Source organism: Peribacillus sp. TH14 (assembly GCF_016651145.1).
GTDB lineage: Bacteria > Bacillota > Bacilli > Bacillales > DSM-1321 > Peribacillus > Peribacillus butanolivorans.
In genome coordinates this window covers 5,717,339-5,734,671 of sequence record NZ_JAEKEK010000001.1, presented here as the reverse complement: position 1 = coordinate 5,734,671, position 17,333 = coordinate 5,717,339, and the positions used below count along the sequence as shown (strand labels likewise).

Genomic DNA, 17,333 nt, shown 5'->3' with positions numbered 1-17,333 from the left:
AATAATAGTAAGTAAAAATGAGGACGGAGTGAAACTATGAAATTTATCCATACGGCTGATTGGCATTTAGGGAAAATTGTTCACGGGGTACATATGACAGAAGATCAAAGACATGCACTCCTGCAATTTATTGAAATAGTAGAAGAAGAGAAACCGGATGCAGTTGTGATTGCCGGTGATTTATATGATCGTTCTGTTCCACCGACGGAAGCGGTAGAGCTTCTTGATGAAATTCTTTATACCATTAATGTGAAAATGAATACACCGATCGTTGCGATATCGGGAAATCATGATTCGGCGGAGAGGCTGTCATTCGGTTCATCATGGTATCGTCATAGCCAGCTATACATTCATGGGAAATTGACAAAAACATGTGAACCGGTCCGTATTAAGGGCGTGAATTTTTATTGTGTCCCATATGCAGAACCTGGTACCGTTCGCCATCTTTTTGAAGATGAAAGTATTCATTCTCATCAAGAAGCAATGAAACGAATAACTGGAACTATTGCGGAAACATTCAATCCGAATGAACCAAATGTTTTCGTTGGACATGCCTTTGTATTAGGTGGTAAAACGAGCGATTCAGAACGTGTTTTGTCAGTAGGCGGTTCTGGGTGTGTTTCATCTGATTTATTTGATGCGTTCAATTATACGGCACTTGGACATTTACATAGCCCAGATGCGATACGCCATCCAAAGGTATATTACTCCGGCTCACTATTGAAGTACTCTTTTTCTGAGGCAAAGCAAAATAAGTCGTTATCCATTGTCGAGATGAAAGAAGATGGCAGTTTCGATATGCGATATCGATCTTTGATGCCTAAGCTTGATATGAGGGAACTGGCAGGCACAATGGAAGAGTTACTTGACCCTGCTTTTTATCAATCACAAAAAATAGATGACTATTTAAAAATAACACTAAATGATGAGGGATCACTCATCGATCCGATTAATCGCTTACGTCAGGTCTACCCGAACGTACTTCACCTAGAGCGGAAATGGGATTTGGCTGACCTGAGAAGAAAAAAATCCTTTTCTTCTGTAAAGGATGAACGAAAGTCCGAATTGGATTTGTTTGAAACGTTTTACCAAGAGATGACAGATCGAGACTTTGATTCTCAAAAGCAAGATTTGATGGTTTCGGTAATTGAAGCTGTGAAGAAAGAGGAGGCTTTAAAATGAGACCTCATATTTTAACGATGCAGGCATTCGGCCCATATGCCGGAAGAGAAACTATTGATTTTAATACCCTTGGAGAAAGAACTATGTTTGTCATTTCTGGAAAGACGGGTGCAGGGAAAACAACGATTTTTGACGGGATTAGCTTTGCGATATATGGAAAAGCAAGTGGTGAAGATCGAAGTGGGCAAGATTTACGAAGTCAATTTGCCGAAGATGATATGTTGACGGAAGTCTCGCTACAATTTACACTGCGTGGAAAAACTTATTTGGTAACTCGTTCACCACAACAGGAACGAAAGAAGAAATCGGGCGATGGCACGACGACAGTTGGTGCGAAAGCTGAATTATATGAGCTGTTGCCAGAAGGAAAAAAACTGCTAGGTGCCAATGTACGCGAGGTTGAAGAGAAAATCAAATTACTTATTGGACTTGATGCCAATCAGTTTCGGCAAATTCTGATGATTCCTCAGAATGAATTCAGAAAACTGTTAACATCCGACAGTAAGGATAAAGAACAGATACTTCAGAAATTATTTCATACCGAACTTTATAAACGAATAGAAGAAAAATTAAAAGAAGAAGCTTCAATTCTTAAAAAGAAAAGTGAAAGAAGTGCACAGCGGCGAATTGAATTAATGAAAGGAATCAAGCCGGGTAATCATGAAGGACTGCAGGAACATTTGGAGGCAGAAGAGCCAAATGAACAACAGATTTTGCCGCTCTTACATTCTGTTATTTCGGCAGCAACAGAAAGAAGTCAGTATGTTAGCAAGCAAATACAGGAAAAGCAAGAAGCTCGAGATCAAGTTAACCAAGAGCTTTCAAAAGCGGTGGATTTGTTAAATAGGTTTACTGAAAAAGAAAGACTGAGAAAGGAAAAAGAGATCCTTGAAGCGAAAAAACCTGAAATAGATGAAGTAAAAGAACAAATTAAAATGGCGCACAAAGCGGCTTCTCTAGAAAAGCAAGAGCAATATTATTTGCGGATTGGTAAACAAGTACAAGATGTAACTACAGAACTCCAAAAATTAAGTGAGCAGGAAGAGAAGTTAATGGCTGAGCGGATTAAGAAACAAGATTCCTATGAACAGGAATTATTGAAGGAAGACGAAAGGGAACGGGCGGTTCGAAATGTGCATCAACTTGAGCAGGTAAAAGATGCTGTGATGACATACGCGAGTTTAAAAGCGCAAGTTCTTTTAGATGAAAAAGAGTGGCAGACTAGTAAGCAGCTTCGTGAAAAAAATGTATCAGAGCATAGTTCAATTGAAGCGGAAGCAGAAAAAGTTGGTCTTGAAAAATCAGAAGCGGAAAATGCAGCTTTTCTTTATAGTGATATGGAAAGAGAAGTCGAAAAAAATCAGCATTTGTTATCAGAAATGAAAAAGCTTCAAGATGTTCTTTCAGAATCACAGGGCACAAAGCGGGTGTTAGATGAAAAGAATAACCGGTTCCAAGAGCTTCTTAAAATTCAGCTTCAGGAAAAGGAAAAACTAGAGGCTCTTAATGAAAAGTGGCGCGCTGGTCAGGCAGGGATGCTAGCGTCCATGTTGCACACTGGTGAAAATTGTCCTGTGTGCGGATCGGTGAGTCATCCTAAACCCGCCAAAATGCATGATGAGATGCCATCGGATATGGAATTGAAACAGCAGGAAAACTATCTGAAGTCTGCAGATCAACAAAAAAGTCTAGCTGAAAGTGAATATTATCAAGCAGAATCTAAGTTCAATGCACTAATAGAGTCCTCTCAAGAAAAATTGGCTGACTTACAACAGGGTTTGCCACAGCTTTCTTTCGATCAAATTGATGCTTACTTGAATCAGTTCGAGCAAAAAGGAAAAGAGCTGCAAGAAAAGTTACGGACATTGAGGCTTAAGAAGGCCGCGTTTAGTGAATTGGAAAGAAGGTTGCTTGAATTAAAAGAGAAAGCAGTCCACCTAAAAGCGAATAGAATATCTTTAGAAGAAGTAGAAGATCAAGTCAAAACCAGGTATATTGAAAATTCTACAAAGCTTAAAGGATTAACTGATTCTATGCCAGAAGGAATCAGGACTGAGGAAGAATATACTGCAGCATATCAAGCGGCCGTCAAAACGCAGAAACGTTTACAAATTGCATTAGAGGAAGCACAAAAGAATCTTCAAATGGTTAAAGAAAAAGAGTCGGGCATCAATGCGAAAAAAGAATCACTAACTGGAAATATAAAAGCCTTAAATCGTGAATTAACAGAGGAACGGGAAAAGTTGATTACGGATATGACCAAACAAGGATTTGCCAATTATAAAGAATATACAACAGCCAAAAAGTCAGAATCGGCTCTCGAATATATAGAGAGTCAAGTTCTGCAATACAATCAAAGTTGGCAAAGCGTTCTAAGTCTATTTCATGATTTGGAAATGAAATTAAAAGATGTGGTCAAACCGGACCTTGAAGGGTTGAAAAAGACTTTTGAATTCATAGATCGTGAATTGGAATTGTTGCGCAGAAATCAGAATGAATTACTGGCTGACAAGCAAATAAACGAAGAAATTGAACGAAAACTGGAGCTAATAAGGGAAGAGCAGAAAAGTCTAGATGAAAGATACAGTATCGTTGGTCATCTGTCCGAGATTTCTAAAGGTCAAAACTCCTTCCGTATTACTTTTGAACGGTATGTATTGGCGGCCTTTTTAGATGATATCCTAAAAGAAGCCAATCTAAGATTGTTGAAGATGACTAGCGGTCGTTATCAGCTTTTACGAAAACTGGACCCAACGCGAAGGAATATTCAAAGCGGTCTTGAGTTATCTGTATATGATCAATATACAGGCCAGGAACGGCATGTCAAAACGCTTTCAGGAGGCGAAAGCTTTAAGGCGTCGCTTGCACTTGCTCTAGGGCTTGCTGATGTTGTCCAGCAGAATGCAGGTGGCATATCACTTGAGACCATGTTCATTGATGAAGGTTTCGGTACGCTTGACCCTGAATCACTCGACCATGCAATTGAAGCATTAATGGATATACAGAGCACCGGAAGATTGGTTGGCATAATTTCTCACGTTCCAGAATTAAAGGAACGAATCGATGCCCAGCTTCAAGTCATTTCTACACAAAAAGGAAGTCGAACTTCATTTTACTTTGCGGGCTAATCAAGATAAAAAAAGAATGGCTAAGGAAGCAGGCAGCTTCCTTAGCCATTCTTTTTATTATGAAGAAAGAAAACTACTCAATATTAATATCGTCAGCTGTTTTTCCGGGGGAAAACTTATGGATGCGAATCACCAATAACGGATTTGAAAATTCCGCGGTAATCCTACGTGAGCAAATTGAAAAGGGGAAGGGGATTTTCCTCTGTGTGGGTAATGTATCCGCTTTATTTTCAAGAAAGGGTTTATGAGTATCGTCAACGATGATCGATAGCTCATTATCACTTAGGCATACTTTAATATCTTTAACATCATGATTTTCTAAAACCGCTTCCACCATATACTCATCTTCACTTTCGTATATATCAATTGAAAATAGTTGATGATCCAACGCACTTGTTTCCGGGTCCAGAAAAAACTTTTTCACCCATTCATCAAACTTTTCAACCTCATTCATTTGCGATCCATGTAAATTGTCTTGCATGTTGATACCCCCGGTTTTTCCTTTGTATGTATTATATGTTTGAAGTATGAAGAATGGTGATTGAAAAAAATAAAAAGTGATGACATAAAGTTCACAATCTGAAAACGTTTTAAACTATAAATATATCCTGTTGGTCTGTTGTTAGAGGACAACTTAGTGTGAGTATAAAAGGGGTAACTTTAGAGAGATGCGAAGTAATAATCAGGTAAAATGAAATAAAAAGCATACCAACGAAATTAGACTACTTCAGTCTCAAGAAAACAGAGATAAAGTAGCCTGAAATAATTTTTTTGTATTTTTTCTTTATCCCCCTCGATCACTTACTTTTTTAAATAAAATACCATGATTTAGAAAGAACGATTCATTGCCTTCGTATGTTCAGACCCGTTATATCCTAATTTTGCAGTCATGCTTTGACTCGTTTCCATCACATTTTTAACGAGGATATTGAGTCTTTCAGGTGTCAATTTAAACTTACAAAACCAATACTTATGGCACCAGACACTTCTCCAAAAAAATTCAAAATTGGGGCAGCGACGGAAGATGTCCCTTCAGTTCTTTCACTGTGACTAATCCCATACCCTTTGGAATTCATATCCTTTAAAACTTCTAAAACCCTATTTTTTCCTTTTCAGGTACAAGGGTATCTATAACTTTTTTTGCCTGTTTTTCTGGCATGTAGGCAAGCATCACCTTATTGGCAGCACAACCATGAAAGGGTATCCGAGAACCAAGTTGATCATAGACTCGAATAGGATTTCTTTCACTATCAATCCGTTCAATAATAAGGGATTCCAATCCCATTGGACGGTAAAGAAATACGCTTTCCTCTACTTTATGCATAAGCCTTTCTAATTCTGGCCTTATTATACTAATATAATCCAATGTGTCATACATTTTCAGACCATATTCCATCCAAATATCTCCTAATCCGTATCGTTTAGATTGCTCATCCTGCTTAATTAAATCGTGCTTACTCATCGCTTTTAATACACGATTAATGGAACCAATCGGAAGATCACATTCTTGAGAGAGTTCTGTAATAGATAAACCGTTTTCTGATGATTTAGATACCAGCATTTTAACTACATTCATAGCCCTATCAATTGTTTGCATGTATATACCACCATTCTTCAAGGGGTTGATTTCAGATAATTCTTAATATATTGACATTATAGCATTTTAAAATTTATAATTTAATAAAATTTCCATTTTAAGAAATATAATTCCATTATGCGGAAAAGGAGCAGATTATAATTTATTATTCATCTATGAATAAGTCCATAAAACGAGTAATTATTAAACATCAAAAGAAGCATCTATCAATCAAGAACATTTAAGGAAAGAGTGAGGGGGAATTATCAATGTACAAAATGTAATTGTAAAATTACCAAGCCAAAGTTATGTAAATGGACTAACAACATCCAATTTAGGAACTCCGGATTATGAGTTATTACTAAAACAGCATGAAAGTTATGTAGAGGATTTGAAAAGCTGTGGTGCCTCCGTTAAATATTTGCAGAAAAGTGAATAATTTCATGATTCAACACTTGTTGAAGATGCAGCGGTCTAACTACAGAATTCGATGATATTCTTCAAATTGAAAATCATTTCTATATTGGCATTTCTGAACGTACAAATGAGGAAGGAGCACGCCAACTAAAAGAAATAGTAGAATCAGAAGATTATCAAGCAACGATTGTTCCACTGCAGAAGTTTTTCCATTTAAAAACAGGCATTGCTTACCTTGGTAACGACGCTATTATTGTTGCAGGCGAATTTATTAATCATCCTGAATTTGATCAATATAAAAAAATTATCGTTCCAGAAGAATACATCGCTAACTGCATTTTAGTAAATGGTTCCCTTATCATACCGAAAGGATATGAGAAGACAAAGCGACAAATTGAACAGGCAGGCTATAAAACAATTGAATTAGAGATGACAGAGTTTCAAAAACAAGATGGAGGCCTTAGTCGCTTGTCCCTGCGTTTTTAATCCAAATTAAAGGGATGAGTTTTCAAACCTTGAAAAAAATAAATTCCAGATTTTATTTAAATTGAAAGAGGTGATATTTAATGAGCCATTTATTATGGGGATCAAAAGAAACACTTCGAAATCTATTATGTGAACTTGTTAGTTGGGACAGTCGGACACTCACAGATGGAGAACGGAATTTTGCGTATAGATTGAGAGATAAATTATACGAAATTGAATACTTCCAAAAAAATCCTAATTACGTATCCCTTCATGAAGTGGACCTGGGGAGAAACTATGTCACAGCCTTTTACAGAAATCCAAAGGTAAAAGATACCGTTGTATTGATAAGCCATTTTGATACGGTCCAAACTGAAGAATATGGTGATTTAGAACCTCTTGCATTTTACCCGGAAGAACTCACGAAGGCACTTCGTACGCGAAAAGCAGAGTTGCCAAATGAAGCATGTGATGATCTTGAATCAGGAGAATATTTGTTTGGCAGAGGAACAATGGATATGAAAATGGGGCTTGCCCTTCATATGTCAATAATAGAAAAAGCTATTTTCGAACAATGGCCTATTAATCTTATCCTCCTTACCGTTCCTGACGAAGAAGTAAATTCTTCAGGAATGAGAGCGGCAGTTTCGGGACCTGTCCAAATGCGGGATGAATATGACCTTTTTTATAAACTGTTTTTAAATGGCGAACCTTCCTTTTCACAGAAGCCTGGCGATTCTAAATCGTATATTTATTCTGGAACAATGGGTAAAATCATGCCGGCCGCTCTTTTTTATGGAAAAGAAACACATGTTGGTGAACCTTTTAAAGGAATAACAGCTCCCTATATTTCAAGTTTCCTTACTCAGCTCATGGAGTGGAATACCCTTTTTAGAGAAAAGGATCTAGGTGAAACTACCCCGTTACCAGTAGCATTACAACAAAAAGATTTAAAATCACAATACTCTACACAAACGCCTTATAGGTCCGTTGCGCTTTATAATGTCTTTGTCATGAAGCGAAGTGCCTCTGACATAATGAATCTGTTTGAGAAAGTTGCACAAGAAGCAGCCGCAGCATGCAATGCATCCTATAAAGCATTGTGCCAACGTGAACAATTGAATGGAGTAGGCGAGATCCAAGTATTACGCTACGAAAAATTAGTCGTATATGCAGAGCAGAAGTTAGGAAAGAGACTTGTAGAAGAAATAAAGAATGAGGTGAAGGAGAACTTTCATTGGGATGAGCGGGAAAAGTCTTTACGAATTGCCGATAAATTGTTGATTCAATGCCAGGAACTTGCACCAGCGATTGTCATATTGTTTGCGCCACCTTATTATCCTCCAGTCAATACATCACATGATCCGCTTATCATCGATTCTATTAAAAAAATAAAAAAAATGGCAAACAAAATTTCTATGGACATCAATCATATTCACTATTTTAATGGTGTTTGTGATTTGAGTTATGTCCATTATAACAATCATGATGATGGTTGGTCTGCTTTTGAACGAAATACGCCCGTTTGGGGAGAAACCTATAATATTCCCTTTAAAGACATGATGAAACTTCAAGCACCCGTTTTTAATGTAGGGCCTTTTGGAAAAGATGCACATCAACGTACGGAGCGACTTCATATTGAAAGTGCCTTCGTTCAGACCCCGATGATGATTGAGTGTTTACTGAAAAATATGTTTACAGATGCTAATACCATTTAATGAATCTTGCAATCTGATTGCACAAGTCTATAGTGCATTTCCATTAGATAGACGGAAAAAGAAAGTAGTAGATTTATTTTAAACTTTAACTGGGGGTCAAATATGAGTAATTCAACTATTCAGCAAATCACATCCAATTCTCTTGAGCATCAACCTATACCAGACAAACAACCAAAAAAAGCGAAAGTAAAAGAAATCAATCCTTTTGTCTTAATGTTCATCGTCATTATCATTGCCACCGTTCTAACCTATGTTTTACCCGCAGGTCAATATGAACGAGTTGAAAAAGACGGTCGTACAATCGTGAATCCTACTTCGTTCGAATTTGTTGATTCGTCACCAGTTGGACTACTAGATATGTTTAGCAGTGTACATTTAGGCATGATTGAAGGAGCTTCCATTATTCTTTTTGTATTTTTGTTCGGAGGCGCTCTTGGAACAATGCAAGCAACTGGTGCACTGGACTCCTTAATAAAATTTGTTGCAGCACGATTAGGAACCAAAGAAAAAGTGTTAATTCCGTTAATGGTATTAATATTTGCTTTATTAGGTACGCTGATCGGTTCTGCGGAAGATGCCTTAGTGTATATTGCAATTGTCGTGCCTATGAGTATAGCGTTAGGGTTCGATGCAATGACAGGTTTCGCGATTGTGGTGCTCGGAACTTTATCAACGGGTTTTACTTCTGGTATAACAAATCCTTTTAATGTGGGCATAGCTCAAAGTATTGCTGAATTGCCCATGTATTCAGGTATGGAATTACGAGTTGCCATTTTCGTCGCTTTTTATATCGTAACTGTAGTATATATTTATTTTCATGCGATGAAGGTAAAGCGTACCCCGACATTGGGTGAATTCGGTAAATTCAAATCTAGTGCGCATACGGAAATTGATTTGAATTTCAAATTAAGTAAAAGACATCTTCTTGCGTTACTTCTTCTATTGGTAAATTTCATTGTGTTAATTTATGGCGTTATTAAATTAGGTTGGTATATTAGCGAAATTAGCGGGTTATTCTTAATGTGTGCAATCATAATGGGCTTTATTGGAGGGCTGTCACCTTCTAAGATGGCTAATGGTTTCATTTCAGGAGCGAGTGATATGGTTTCTGGAGCACTTATAATTGGTGTCGCACAAACAATCTTGGTTATTTTCACGAATGGTGGTCTACTGGATTCAATTTTATATTATACGTCTGGATTAGTTGAACAATTGCCCCCTGCAATTAATGCTTTAGGAATGTTTATTTTACAAATGCTCATTAATTTTGTTGTACCATCTGGAAGTGGACAAGCTGCACTCACCATGCCAATTATGACACCGTTAGCAGATTTAGTCGGTATGTCAAGACAAACCGCTGTGTTAGCATTCCAATTAGGGGATGGCTTATCTAATATGATTTTTCCTACTTCCGGAGTACTATTGGCCGGTTTAGCAGTAGCAGGGATACCTTTTACCAAATGGGTGAAATGGATCTTTCCGTTTTTCCTAATTCAAATGGCCGTATCGATAATCTTTTTAATTATTGCCCAAGCTATTAAATATGGTCCTTTTTAACGGAAAATATGAAATAATAAATAAATATATATATATAAGGAGGTCTTTCATTAATGATGACAATGGAAAAGGCGATTATGAATCAGGTAATCTCATGGAGGCGCCATATACATGAAAACCCCGAGCTTTCCTATCAAGAGCATAATACATCTGATTATATTTACAATCTATTAAGTACATTTCCAGGATTAGAAGTAACGAAACCAACAGAAACAAGTGTATTGGCAGTATTAAGAGGATCGAAGAAAGCTGATCAGAAAAACTATACCATTGCGTTTCGTGCAGATATAGATGCATTGCCTATTCAAGAAGAAGCTGATGTGGACTTTAAATCGAAAAATCCAGGAGTTATGCATGCCTGTGGACATGATGCACATGCTGCCATGTTATTGGGTGCTGCAAAGATTCTTTCTGAAAAAAGGGAGGAGATTTTTGGGGAAATCAGATTTATCTTTCAACATGCTGAAGAATCCTATCCAGGAGGGGCATCAGAATTAGTGAAAAGCGGTATCATGGAAGGAGTTGACTATGTATTCGCTCTTCATGTTTCACCCTATGAACGAAAAGGGACAATTTGTATCAGAGATGGGGTATTCTGTGCGGCTGCTGATGACTTTGAAATTAAAATAATTGGCCAAGGAGGACATGCTTCTACTCCTGAATTAACAATCGACCCATTAATCATTGCAGCTGAAATCACAACCAATCTTCAACATATTATCTCTAGAAAACTTTCTGCACTTAAAGCACCCGTGATTTCCGTTACTACATTTCATGCTGGAAGTGCTCTAAATGTAATACCAGAATATGCAGAGCTTGGCGGGACAATTCGATCTCTAGATGGAGATAGTCGTGTAAAATCTAGAGAATATCTAGAGAAAATTGTAAAAGGGATTACTGATGCACATGGAGCAAACTATGAAATCAATTGGTTATTAGGTTATCCTGCTGTGGCCAATAACAAAACAGTAGTAGACATCTCTCGGGAAATTGTAGAAGAAATTTGCGGGAAAGATAACCTGATAAACGTCGAACATCCAATGTTTGGGACTGAGGACTTTTCTGCCTACTCCGAAATTGTTCCAGCTTCGATGCAATTTATAGGTGTTCACAGTGATGAAATAGGAAAAGCGTATCCGCTGCATCATCCTAAATTCAAGATTGACGAAAGTGCCTTGCAATACGGAGTAGAATATTTCGTAGGGGTTGCAAAGAAAGTGTGTGGACACTAAATAGGAATCAATAAGTAGAATATAAGCTATTAAAAATGACCAATTCATATTTGAGTTGGTCATTTTTTTGATTAATTAGCCATTTGATCTTAATCAAATATTCCATCACAAAGAATTTAAGACCTAGATATTATCAATTGAAATAGCTGTACTAGTGTTTAACCTGAAGCAGTCTATTAAGATATTTAATTATTGAAAAAACAGTATAAATATCTTAATAAATATATTAATTTAAAAAATTTACCAAAAATAATTGCAATTCTGAAAATTCCATAGTATATTATGTAATATAAACGGAAGTAAATAAAACATAATACTAAAACTAAGGAGTGTTGATGAATGAGTACAGCAGTTGAAACTAAGAGAACGCTTACAATCCAAAAAAACAAAGAAACTGGGGTTGCAGAGGTACATCTTCATATTAACAAGACGAATGCTTACACACTTGATTTTTACAAAGAGTTAAATGAGGCAATTGATGATATTCGTTTTGATCCAGATATGAAGGTAGCTGTGTTAATGAGTGATATGCCTAAATTTTTCTCGGTGGGGGCAGATATTAATTTCCTTAAAGCTGCTGATCCCGTTTTTAAAACACAATTCTGCTTGTTCTGTAATGAAACACTTGATAAAATTGCTCGTTCACCGCAAATCTGGATTGCTTGCCTAGAAGGCCATACAGTAGGTGGAGGTCTGGAAATGGCGATGGGCTGTGATCTACGCTTTATGGGTGATAAAGCAGGGAAAATTGGTTTACCAGAAGTTAACCTTGGGGTTCTTGCTGGGACAGGCGGTACGCAACGTATGGCTAGGTTGGTTGGACACTCAAAGGCAATCGACTTGAATATCACAGGAGAATCGATTCTACCTCAGGAAGCTAAGGAAATTCGTCTGGTTGACCGCGTTTACCCACAAGAAGAAATTCGTGAAAAAACATTGGAATATGCAAAAAATGTCGCCAGTAAAGCAAGTTATTCAGTCACTAATATCAAGCTTTCGATTATGAATGGTAAAGAAATGCCATTAAACGCGGCGATTCGTTACGAAGGAGAAATACAAAATCTGTTATTCCGTTCTGAGGATGCTAAAGAAGGTTTGGCTTCATTCCTTGAAAAGCGTGAACCACAATGGAAAGGTAAATAATAAATTTATCCTTTGAAAAAGCGATATCGGTTTCTGCCGATATTGCTTTTTTAATACCAATGCTAAAAGGAAGCTGGTGAAATATATAATGGAAGAAACTCATTTAAAAAGACGCATAAACGAAACAAAATTTCAAATCCAATGGGGTGATACAGATCGAGCAGGGATCGTCTATTATCCCAATTATTATAAATGGTTCGATTTAGCAGGTCATAATTTTTTTCGCTCGATAAATATGAGTCCTAAATATTTAGAAGAAGAAAAAAAAATTATCATTCCTTTACTAGAAGCAAAGTGTACATTTGAAAATCCCCTTTACTATGACGATGAAGTGACAGTGTACACCCATGTGGAGGAAATGAAAACGAAGACAATTCGTTTTCATCATGATGTATTTTGTGGAGAGAGAAGGACTGGCCATGGCTATGAAATTCGCGCTTGGACTTCTATTGAGGGCGATAAGTTTAAGGCGGTGCCAATTCCTGAAGATATTAAAAGATTATTGAAAGTTAGATGATAGTTTAATATTGGATAATCCTCTAACAAGTTTGAAAATTGAGCTAATTTAGATTACATTAAGAAGAAAAGGCTTTATGAGAACAGGAGAATCAACATGAAACCAAGGTCATTATTGTATACTCTTTTTGGTGATTTCGTTCAATTTTATGGAGGGGAGGTATGGATTGGCACCCTTATTAAAATGATGAATCATTTTGGTATTTCTGAATCATCTGTACGCGGTGCCATTTTACGACTCGTACAGCAGGATCTAATAATTGGGCGGAAAATAGGCAATAAAAGCTATTATTCATTAACACCAAAAGGAAAGCGCAATATGGATGATGGTGTCAAACGTGTTTATACAATCAGAAATCATCAATGGGATGGTTTATGGAGAGTGGTAACCTACTCAATTCCTGAGGAAAAACGTGTGCTTCGAAATCAAGTACGTAAGGAATTGAGTTGGACTGGTTTCGGGCTTATGTCTAATAGTATTTGGGTCAGTCCTAATCCATTAGAAAAACAAGTGCTAACCCTCATGGATACATATGATTTAAAGGACTATTTAATTGTATTTAGTTCGAGCCAAGTCATCACTCATACTAATGAAGAGATTTTACGCACTTGTTGGGATTTAAAAGAAATAAACAAAAACTATTTAACCTTTATACAGCAATATGAATCGAAGCTTCATGACATGCAGCAGGCTGTTTGGGAAGATACCATTTCCAATGAGCAATGCTTTTATGAACGAACCAAGATTGTACATGAATACCGGAAATTCCTTTTCCTGGACCCCGGTTTTCCGCTAGATTTGCTGCCTGATGATTGGCATGGAATAAAGGCTAGGGAGTTGTTTTGGAATATCCATCAACTGACTTCAGTCAAAGCAGTGAAATATTTTGAATCGATAATGGAATATCCGCCTGATAAAGCAGGCTATGTTAATCGTGAGAAAGCAATCAACCCTTTTTCAGAAATCTATCATGATTAATTAGGAGGAGAGGTTTTATGCCAAAAGTTTATGTTACAAAAATAGAAAGTATCGCTTATGTCATATTAAATCGACCTGAAGAGTTAAATAGTCTTGATTATGGGTCGTTAAAGGAATTGAATGAAATTGTTCTGAACTTAAGTACCGATTTAACAATAAAAGCGGTGGTTTTTTCCGGAACTGGTATGAAAGCTTTTTGTGCTGGAGCTGATTTGAAAGAGCGAAAAACATTGTCAGAGCAAGAGACACGTAGAAATGTTTGTCTAATTCGAGATGTTTTTAATAGAATAGAAGACTTGCCGCAGCCTACAATAGCGATGATTAATGGATATGCACTTGGAGGTGGCTTGGAATTAGCCCTTGTCTGTGATTTTAGATTTGCGGTATCGGAGGCGCAGCTTGGTTTAACTGAAATAAACTGGGCTATCATTCCAGGTGCAGGCGGAACACAGCGTTTACCGAAGCTGATTGGCATTTCGAAAGCCAAGCAACTTATTTATAGCGGTAAAAAGCTTAATGCCATCGAGGCGAAAAATATTGGATTAATTGATGAAACCTTTGATGACCAGGAGTCACTTGAGGCCTATACACTTGAATTCTTGGAGCCGATATTGCTAAAAAGTTCGATTGCACTCCAACAAGCAAAATATGCAATTAATAAAGGGCATGCTACTGATTTGCGAACAGGGATTGCCATCGAATCAAAGGCCTATGAGTTAACAATAGGGACTGGGGATCGAAAAGAAGCATTACTCGCCTTTCAAGAAAAACGGGACCCAGTTTTTAGGGGGTCCTGACAATGGCTGTGCTTTCAGGAAATCATCAACAAATAACAGATTATTTAACACGTATCGGGATACCTGTACCGTTCCCTATGAAGTATGTCTATTGTTATATATTCCGCACGAGAGAAGAAATCATATTAATTGATGTTGGTTTTCCAACAACAGACGCGAAACAGTATTGGGAAGAAGTCTTTGAAGAGTTGTCTATCAATCCAACAGATATATCAAAGATTATCCTGACTCATTTTCATCCTGATCATTCAGGATTAATTAGTTGGATGCAACAAAAAACCGGTGCACATGTTTATATGAGCAAAGAAGAAGCTAAGATGATTAAAACTGTTTTTGGCGGCAGCACGAAGCAGGCTGAGGCAACATATGAATTATTTCAAAAGCATGCTGTTCCAGAGCCATTGTTGACGAAAGTTAAAGAGAACGTATTGTTTCTTTCAAGTAAAGTAAATCCACTTCCCGAAATTAATAATTTCAATGAATCGCAATTAGATAGTCCTGATGGAAGATGGGCCGTCCATAAATATAGTGGACATGCTGAAGGACATCTATGTTTTTATCATGAAAGTCAGAAAATTATGTTAATAGGCGATGTTGTCTTGAATCGAATCACTCCGAATATTAGTCTTTGGCCCAACTCTGATCAAAATCCCTTAGCTAGTTACTTTTCAACTTTGCATTGCCTTGTTGATCAAGATATAAGCATTGCTTATCCAGCCCATGGAACACCTATTGAAAATCTCTCACAGAGAGCTAAGGAAATCATTGTACATCATAAGGAACGTTTAGCGACTATTTTAACCATTTTGGAAACGAATCAAGTAGCTTTTGAGATTACAGAGAAGCTGTTTCATCATAAAAAGCTTACTGATCATCAGTGGCGATTCGCCATTGCGGAAACATTAGCACACCTGGAGTATCTAGTGGAATCAGAGAGAATTCATAAAATCTCAACAAATGGTACGTTCCAATATAAATTATAAGGAATAAACGAGATGTATTTATGTACATCTCGTTTATTTGTTTTCTGAAAAATCTGATAAAGTCTTGACTAACCATATAAAGTAAATTATTATATTACTTATATAAGACGATAGTTCAAAAAACATAATATGATAGGAGAGGGAGATATGGCAATATCTGCGAATGATTTGATGAGCAAGGTCCAATCTGGGTTTGTGGTGGAGAGATTAGAAGATATGGATGAAAATTATAAAAAGGCATTGAAACAAACTCTGATGATAGTTGGGGATACAGAGCTACTAAGTGTGCCACCACTTCTGACTGTTTACAAAGATGCTCCTAATTTAAATTACAAAATCACAGCACTTGCTGTTATGCAGGATGAAATTGGGCATGCGCATATTGCCTACAGGTTATTAAAGGATTTAGGAGAAGATGTTCAATCTTTGTTATACAAACGTCCGCCAAATAAGTGGAAAAACCCATTTGCCTTTGATTTTAAATTAAATAATTGGGTTGAACTCGGTGTGTTTAATGGATTGTTTGACCGTGCAGGTTACACCCTGTTGGGAGATGCACACCAGCATACATCATACGGACCATGGAAACGTGCGTTAGTCAAAGTAGATAAAGAGGAATTATTCCATTTGAGAAACGGCGAAATTATCATGAAGGCAGCTATGAAAGAACCGGAAACGGCTAAGCAGGTCCAAGAAGCAATTGATTGGATGTTTATAATGTCACTGGAGTTCTTTGGTGTAGCGGATAACTTAAAAAGTCGTTCATCCCAGCTTGATTATAAGTTGAAAGGAAAAACAAATGATGAACTAAGGCAAAAATGGATGTCAACGGCTGTTCCTTTCTGTGAATCTCTTGGACTTAATGTTCCGGCCCAATACAACGAAGAGACTGGGAAATATGATTTGCTTGTTCCCTTTCCTTGTAAATTCGATGTTGAAAATAAGCGATGGAAATATGATGAGCCAGATACATGGGATAATGTCATCCAGCGCTTTAAGCAGAGAGGTCCGCAAAATCAGGAATTTGTTAATCGAATTCAAAAAGGATATCAACAACTTGAAGAATATCGAAATGAGGCGATCTAGATGGAAAAGGTTTTTTATAAAGATCCCGTTCTTATCAATGCGTTACAAGACGTTACTGATCCTGAATTTCCAATAAGCATTGTTGATATGGGATTAATTTATGGGGTAGAAAAACAAGAAAATAAGGCGCTTGTTACGATGACCTATACTTCAACAGGCTGTGGGTGTATGCAATGGATTGAAAGCGATATCAAAAATCGACTGCTTCAAGAAGAGAATATAAATACAGTGGAAATTGAAGTGGTTTGGAGTCCTGCCTGGACGGTCGATCAAATGAGTGAAGCAGGTAAACAAAAATTAAAGACTTGGGGGGTTAGTTCTAGATGAATAATAAAGCAGTTAAACAGTTTGAATATAATGTGTTTTCCAGAATTAATCGAGGTGATGATTTAATGCATATTGGAACCGTCGAGGCCAGCAGTGATGAGTTGGCGCGTGTTTATGCAAGATATATTTACGACGAAGAAAAATGGGTGGAAATGTATATAGTCAAGAGGGAAAATATGATATGCATTAGAGAAGTAGAACCATTTTTTAAGAAAAGGGTGGTTTAA

The 17,333-nt window shown here is 37.1% G+C and carries 16 protein-coding genes; 13 read left to right on the top strand and 3 right to left on the bottom strand.

Going from position 1 to position 17,333, the window contains the following annotated elements; all coding sequences use genetic code 11:
• Positions 1-36 precede the first annotated feature (36 nt).
• Both JFU50_RS27485 and JFU50_RS27480 read left to right on the top strand, forming a co-directional pair.
• Positions 37-1,182 carry an exonuclease SbcCD subunit D gene (locus JFU50_RS27485; RefSeq protein WP_201181181.1) on the top strand — a complete coding sequence of 382 codons (1,146 nt, stop codon included), beginning with the start codon at positions 37-39 and terminating at the stop codon, positions 1,180-1,182.
• Complete coding sequence (locus JFU50_RS27480; protein WP_201224937.1) at positions 1,179-4,310, top strand: AAA family ATPase; 3,132 nt, start codon at positions 1,179-1,181, stop codon at positions 4,308-4,310. Before JFU50_RS27485 ends, JFU50_RS27480 begins: the two co-directional genes overlap by 4 nt.
• A 73-nt stretch (positions 4,311-4,383) precedes the next feature.
• Here the strand turns inward: JFU50_RS27480 and JFU50_RS27475 are convergent, their stop codons facing one another.
• The 3 genes from JFU50_RS27475 to JFU50_RS27470 all read right to left on the bottom strand — a co-directional run bounded on the left by JFU50_RS27475 (position 4,384) and on the right by JFU50_RS27470 (position 5,907).
• Positions 4,384-4,791 (bottom strand): Hsp20/alpha crystallin family protein, encoded by a 408-nt coding sequence (locus JFU50_RS27475; protein ID WP_201181177.1) that lies wholly within the window; start codon positions 4,789-4,791, stop codon positions 4,384-4,386.
• A gap of 463 nt (positions 4,792-5,254) precedes the next feature.
• Positions 5,255-5,386 carry an IclR family transcriptional regulator domain-containing protein gene (locus tag JFU50_RS31640; RefSeq protein WP_274608372.1) on the bottom strand — a complete coding sequence of 44 codons (132 nt, stop codon included), beginning with the start codon at positions 5,384-5,386 and terminating at the stop codon, positions 5,255-5,257.
• A gap of 14 nt (positions 5,387-5,400) precedes the next feature.
• Positions 5,401-5,907 (bottom strand): IclR family transcriptional regulator, encoded by a 507-nt coding sequence (locus JFU50_RS27470; protein ID WP_274608371.1) that lies wholly within the window; start codon positions 5,905-5,907, stop codon positions 5,401-5,403.
• Positions 5,908-6,869: 962 nt separating this feature from the next.
• Between JFU50_RS27470 and JFU50_RS27465 the strand changes: the two genes are divergently transcribed.
• The 11 genes from JFU50_RS27465 to JFU50_RS27415 all read left to right on the top strand — a co-directional run bounded on the left by JFU50_RS27465 (position 6,870) and on the right by JFU50_RS27415 (position 17,333).
• Entirely contained in the window at positions 6,870-8,486 is a 1,617-nt protein-coding gene (locus JFU50_RS27465; RefSeq protein ID WP_201224936.1) for a M20/M25/M40 family metallo-hydrolase, read from the top strand.
• A 213-nt stretch (positions 8,487-8,699) separates the two neighbouring features.
• Positions 8,700-10,043, top strand: coding sequence for a YfcC family protein (locus JFU50_RS27460; RefSeq protein WP_446728193.1), 1,344 nt, complete (start codon positions 8,700-8,702; stop codon positions 10,041-10,043).
• A 56-nt stretch (positions 10,044-10,099) separates the two neighbouring features.
• Entirely contained in the window at positions 10,100-11,275 is a 1,176-nt protein-coding gene (locus tag JFU50_RS27455) for an amidohydrolase (RefSeq protein ID WP_446728192.1), read from the top strand.
• A 339-nt stretch (positions 11,276-11,614) separates the two neighbouring features.
• Positions 11,615-12,418: an enoyl-CoA hydratase/isomerase family protein gene (locus JFU50_RS27450; RefSeq protein ID WP_056523504.1), complete on the top strand. Its 804-nt coding sequence runs from the start codon at positions 11,615-11,617 to the stop codon at positions 12,416-12,418.
• A gap of 88 nt (positions 12,419-12,506) precedes the next feature.
• Positions 12,507-12,935: an acyl-CoA thioesterase gene (locus JFU50_RS27445; RefSeq protein ID WP_057219234.1), complete on the top strand. Its 429-nt coding sequence runs from the start codon at positions 12,507-12,509 to the stop codon at positions 12,933-12,935.
• Positions 12,936-13,031: 96 nt separating this feature from the next.
• Complete coding sequence (locus tag JFU50_RS27440) at positions 13,032-13,913, top strand: PaaX family transcriptional regulator (RefSeq protein ID WP_056523501.1); 882 nt, start codon at positions 13,032-13,034, stop codon at positions 13,911-13,913.
• A 17-nt stretch (positions 13,914-13,930) separates the two neighbouring features.
• The gene (locus JFU50_RS27435; RefSeq protein ID WP_201224934.1) at positions 13,931-14,710 is read left to right on the top strand and encodes an enoyl-CoA hydratase-related protein; all 780 of its coding nucleotides are present in this window, start codon (positions 13,931-13,933) and stop codon (positions 14,708-14,710) included.
• 2 nt (positions 14,711-14,712) lie between these two features.
• A complete protein-coding gene (locus tag JFU50_RS27430; RefSeq protein ID WP_201181165.1) occupies positions 14,713-15,693 on the top strand; it encodes an MBL fold metallo-hydrolase in 981 nt (326 codons plus the stop codon).
• A 147-nt stretch (positions 15,694-15,840) separates the two neighbouring features.
• The gene (locus JFU50_RS27425) at positions 15,841-16,779 is read left to right on the top strand and encodes a Phenylacetic acid catabolic protein (protein ID WP_116821863.1); all 939 of its coding nucleotides are present in this window, start codon (positions 15,841-15,843) and stop codon (positions 16,777-16,779) included.
• Positions 16,780-17,106 carry a metal-sulfur cluster assembly factor gene (locus tag JFU50_RS27420; RefSeq protein ID WP_057217669.1) on the top strand — a complete coding sequence of 109 codons (327 nt, stop codon included), beginning with the start codon at positions 16,780-16,782 and terminating at the stop codon, positions 17,104-17,106. It begins immediately after the preceding gene.
• Positions 17,103-17,333, top strand: coding sequence for a hypothetical protein (locus JFU50_RS27415; RefSeq protein ID WP_057217666.1), 231 nt, complete (start codon positions 17,103-17,105; stop codon positions 17,331-17,333). Before JFU50_RS27420 ends, JFU50_RS27415 begins: the two co-directional genes overlap by 4 nt.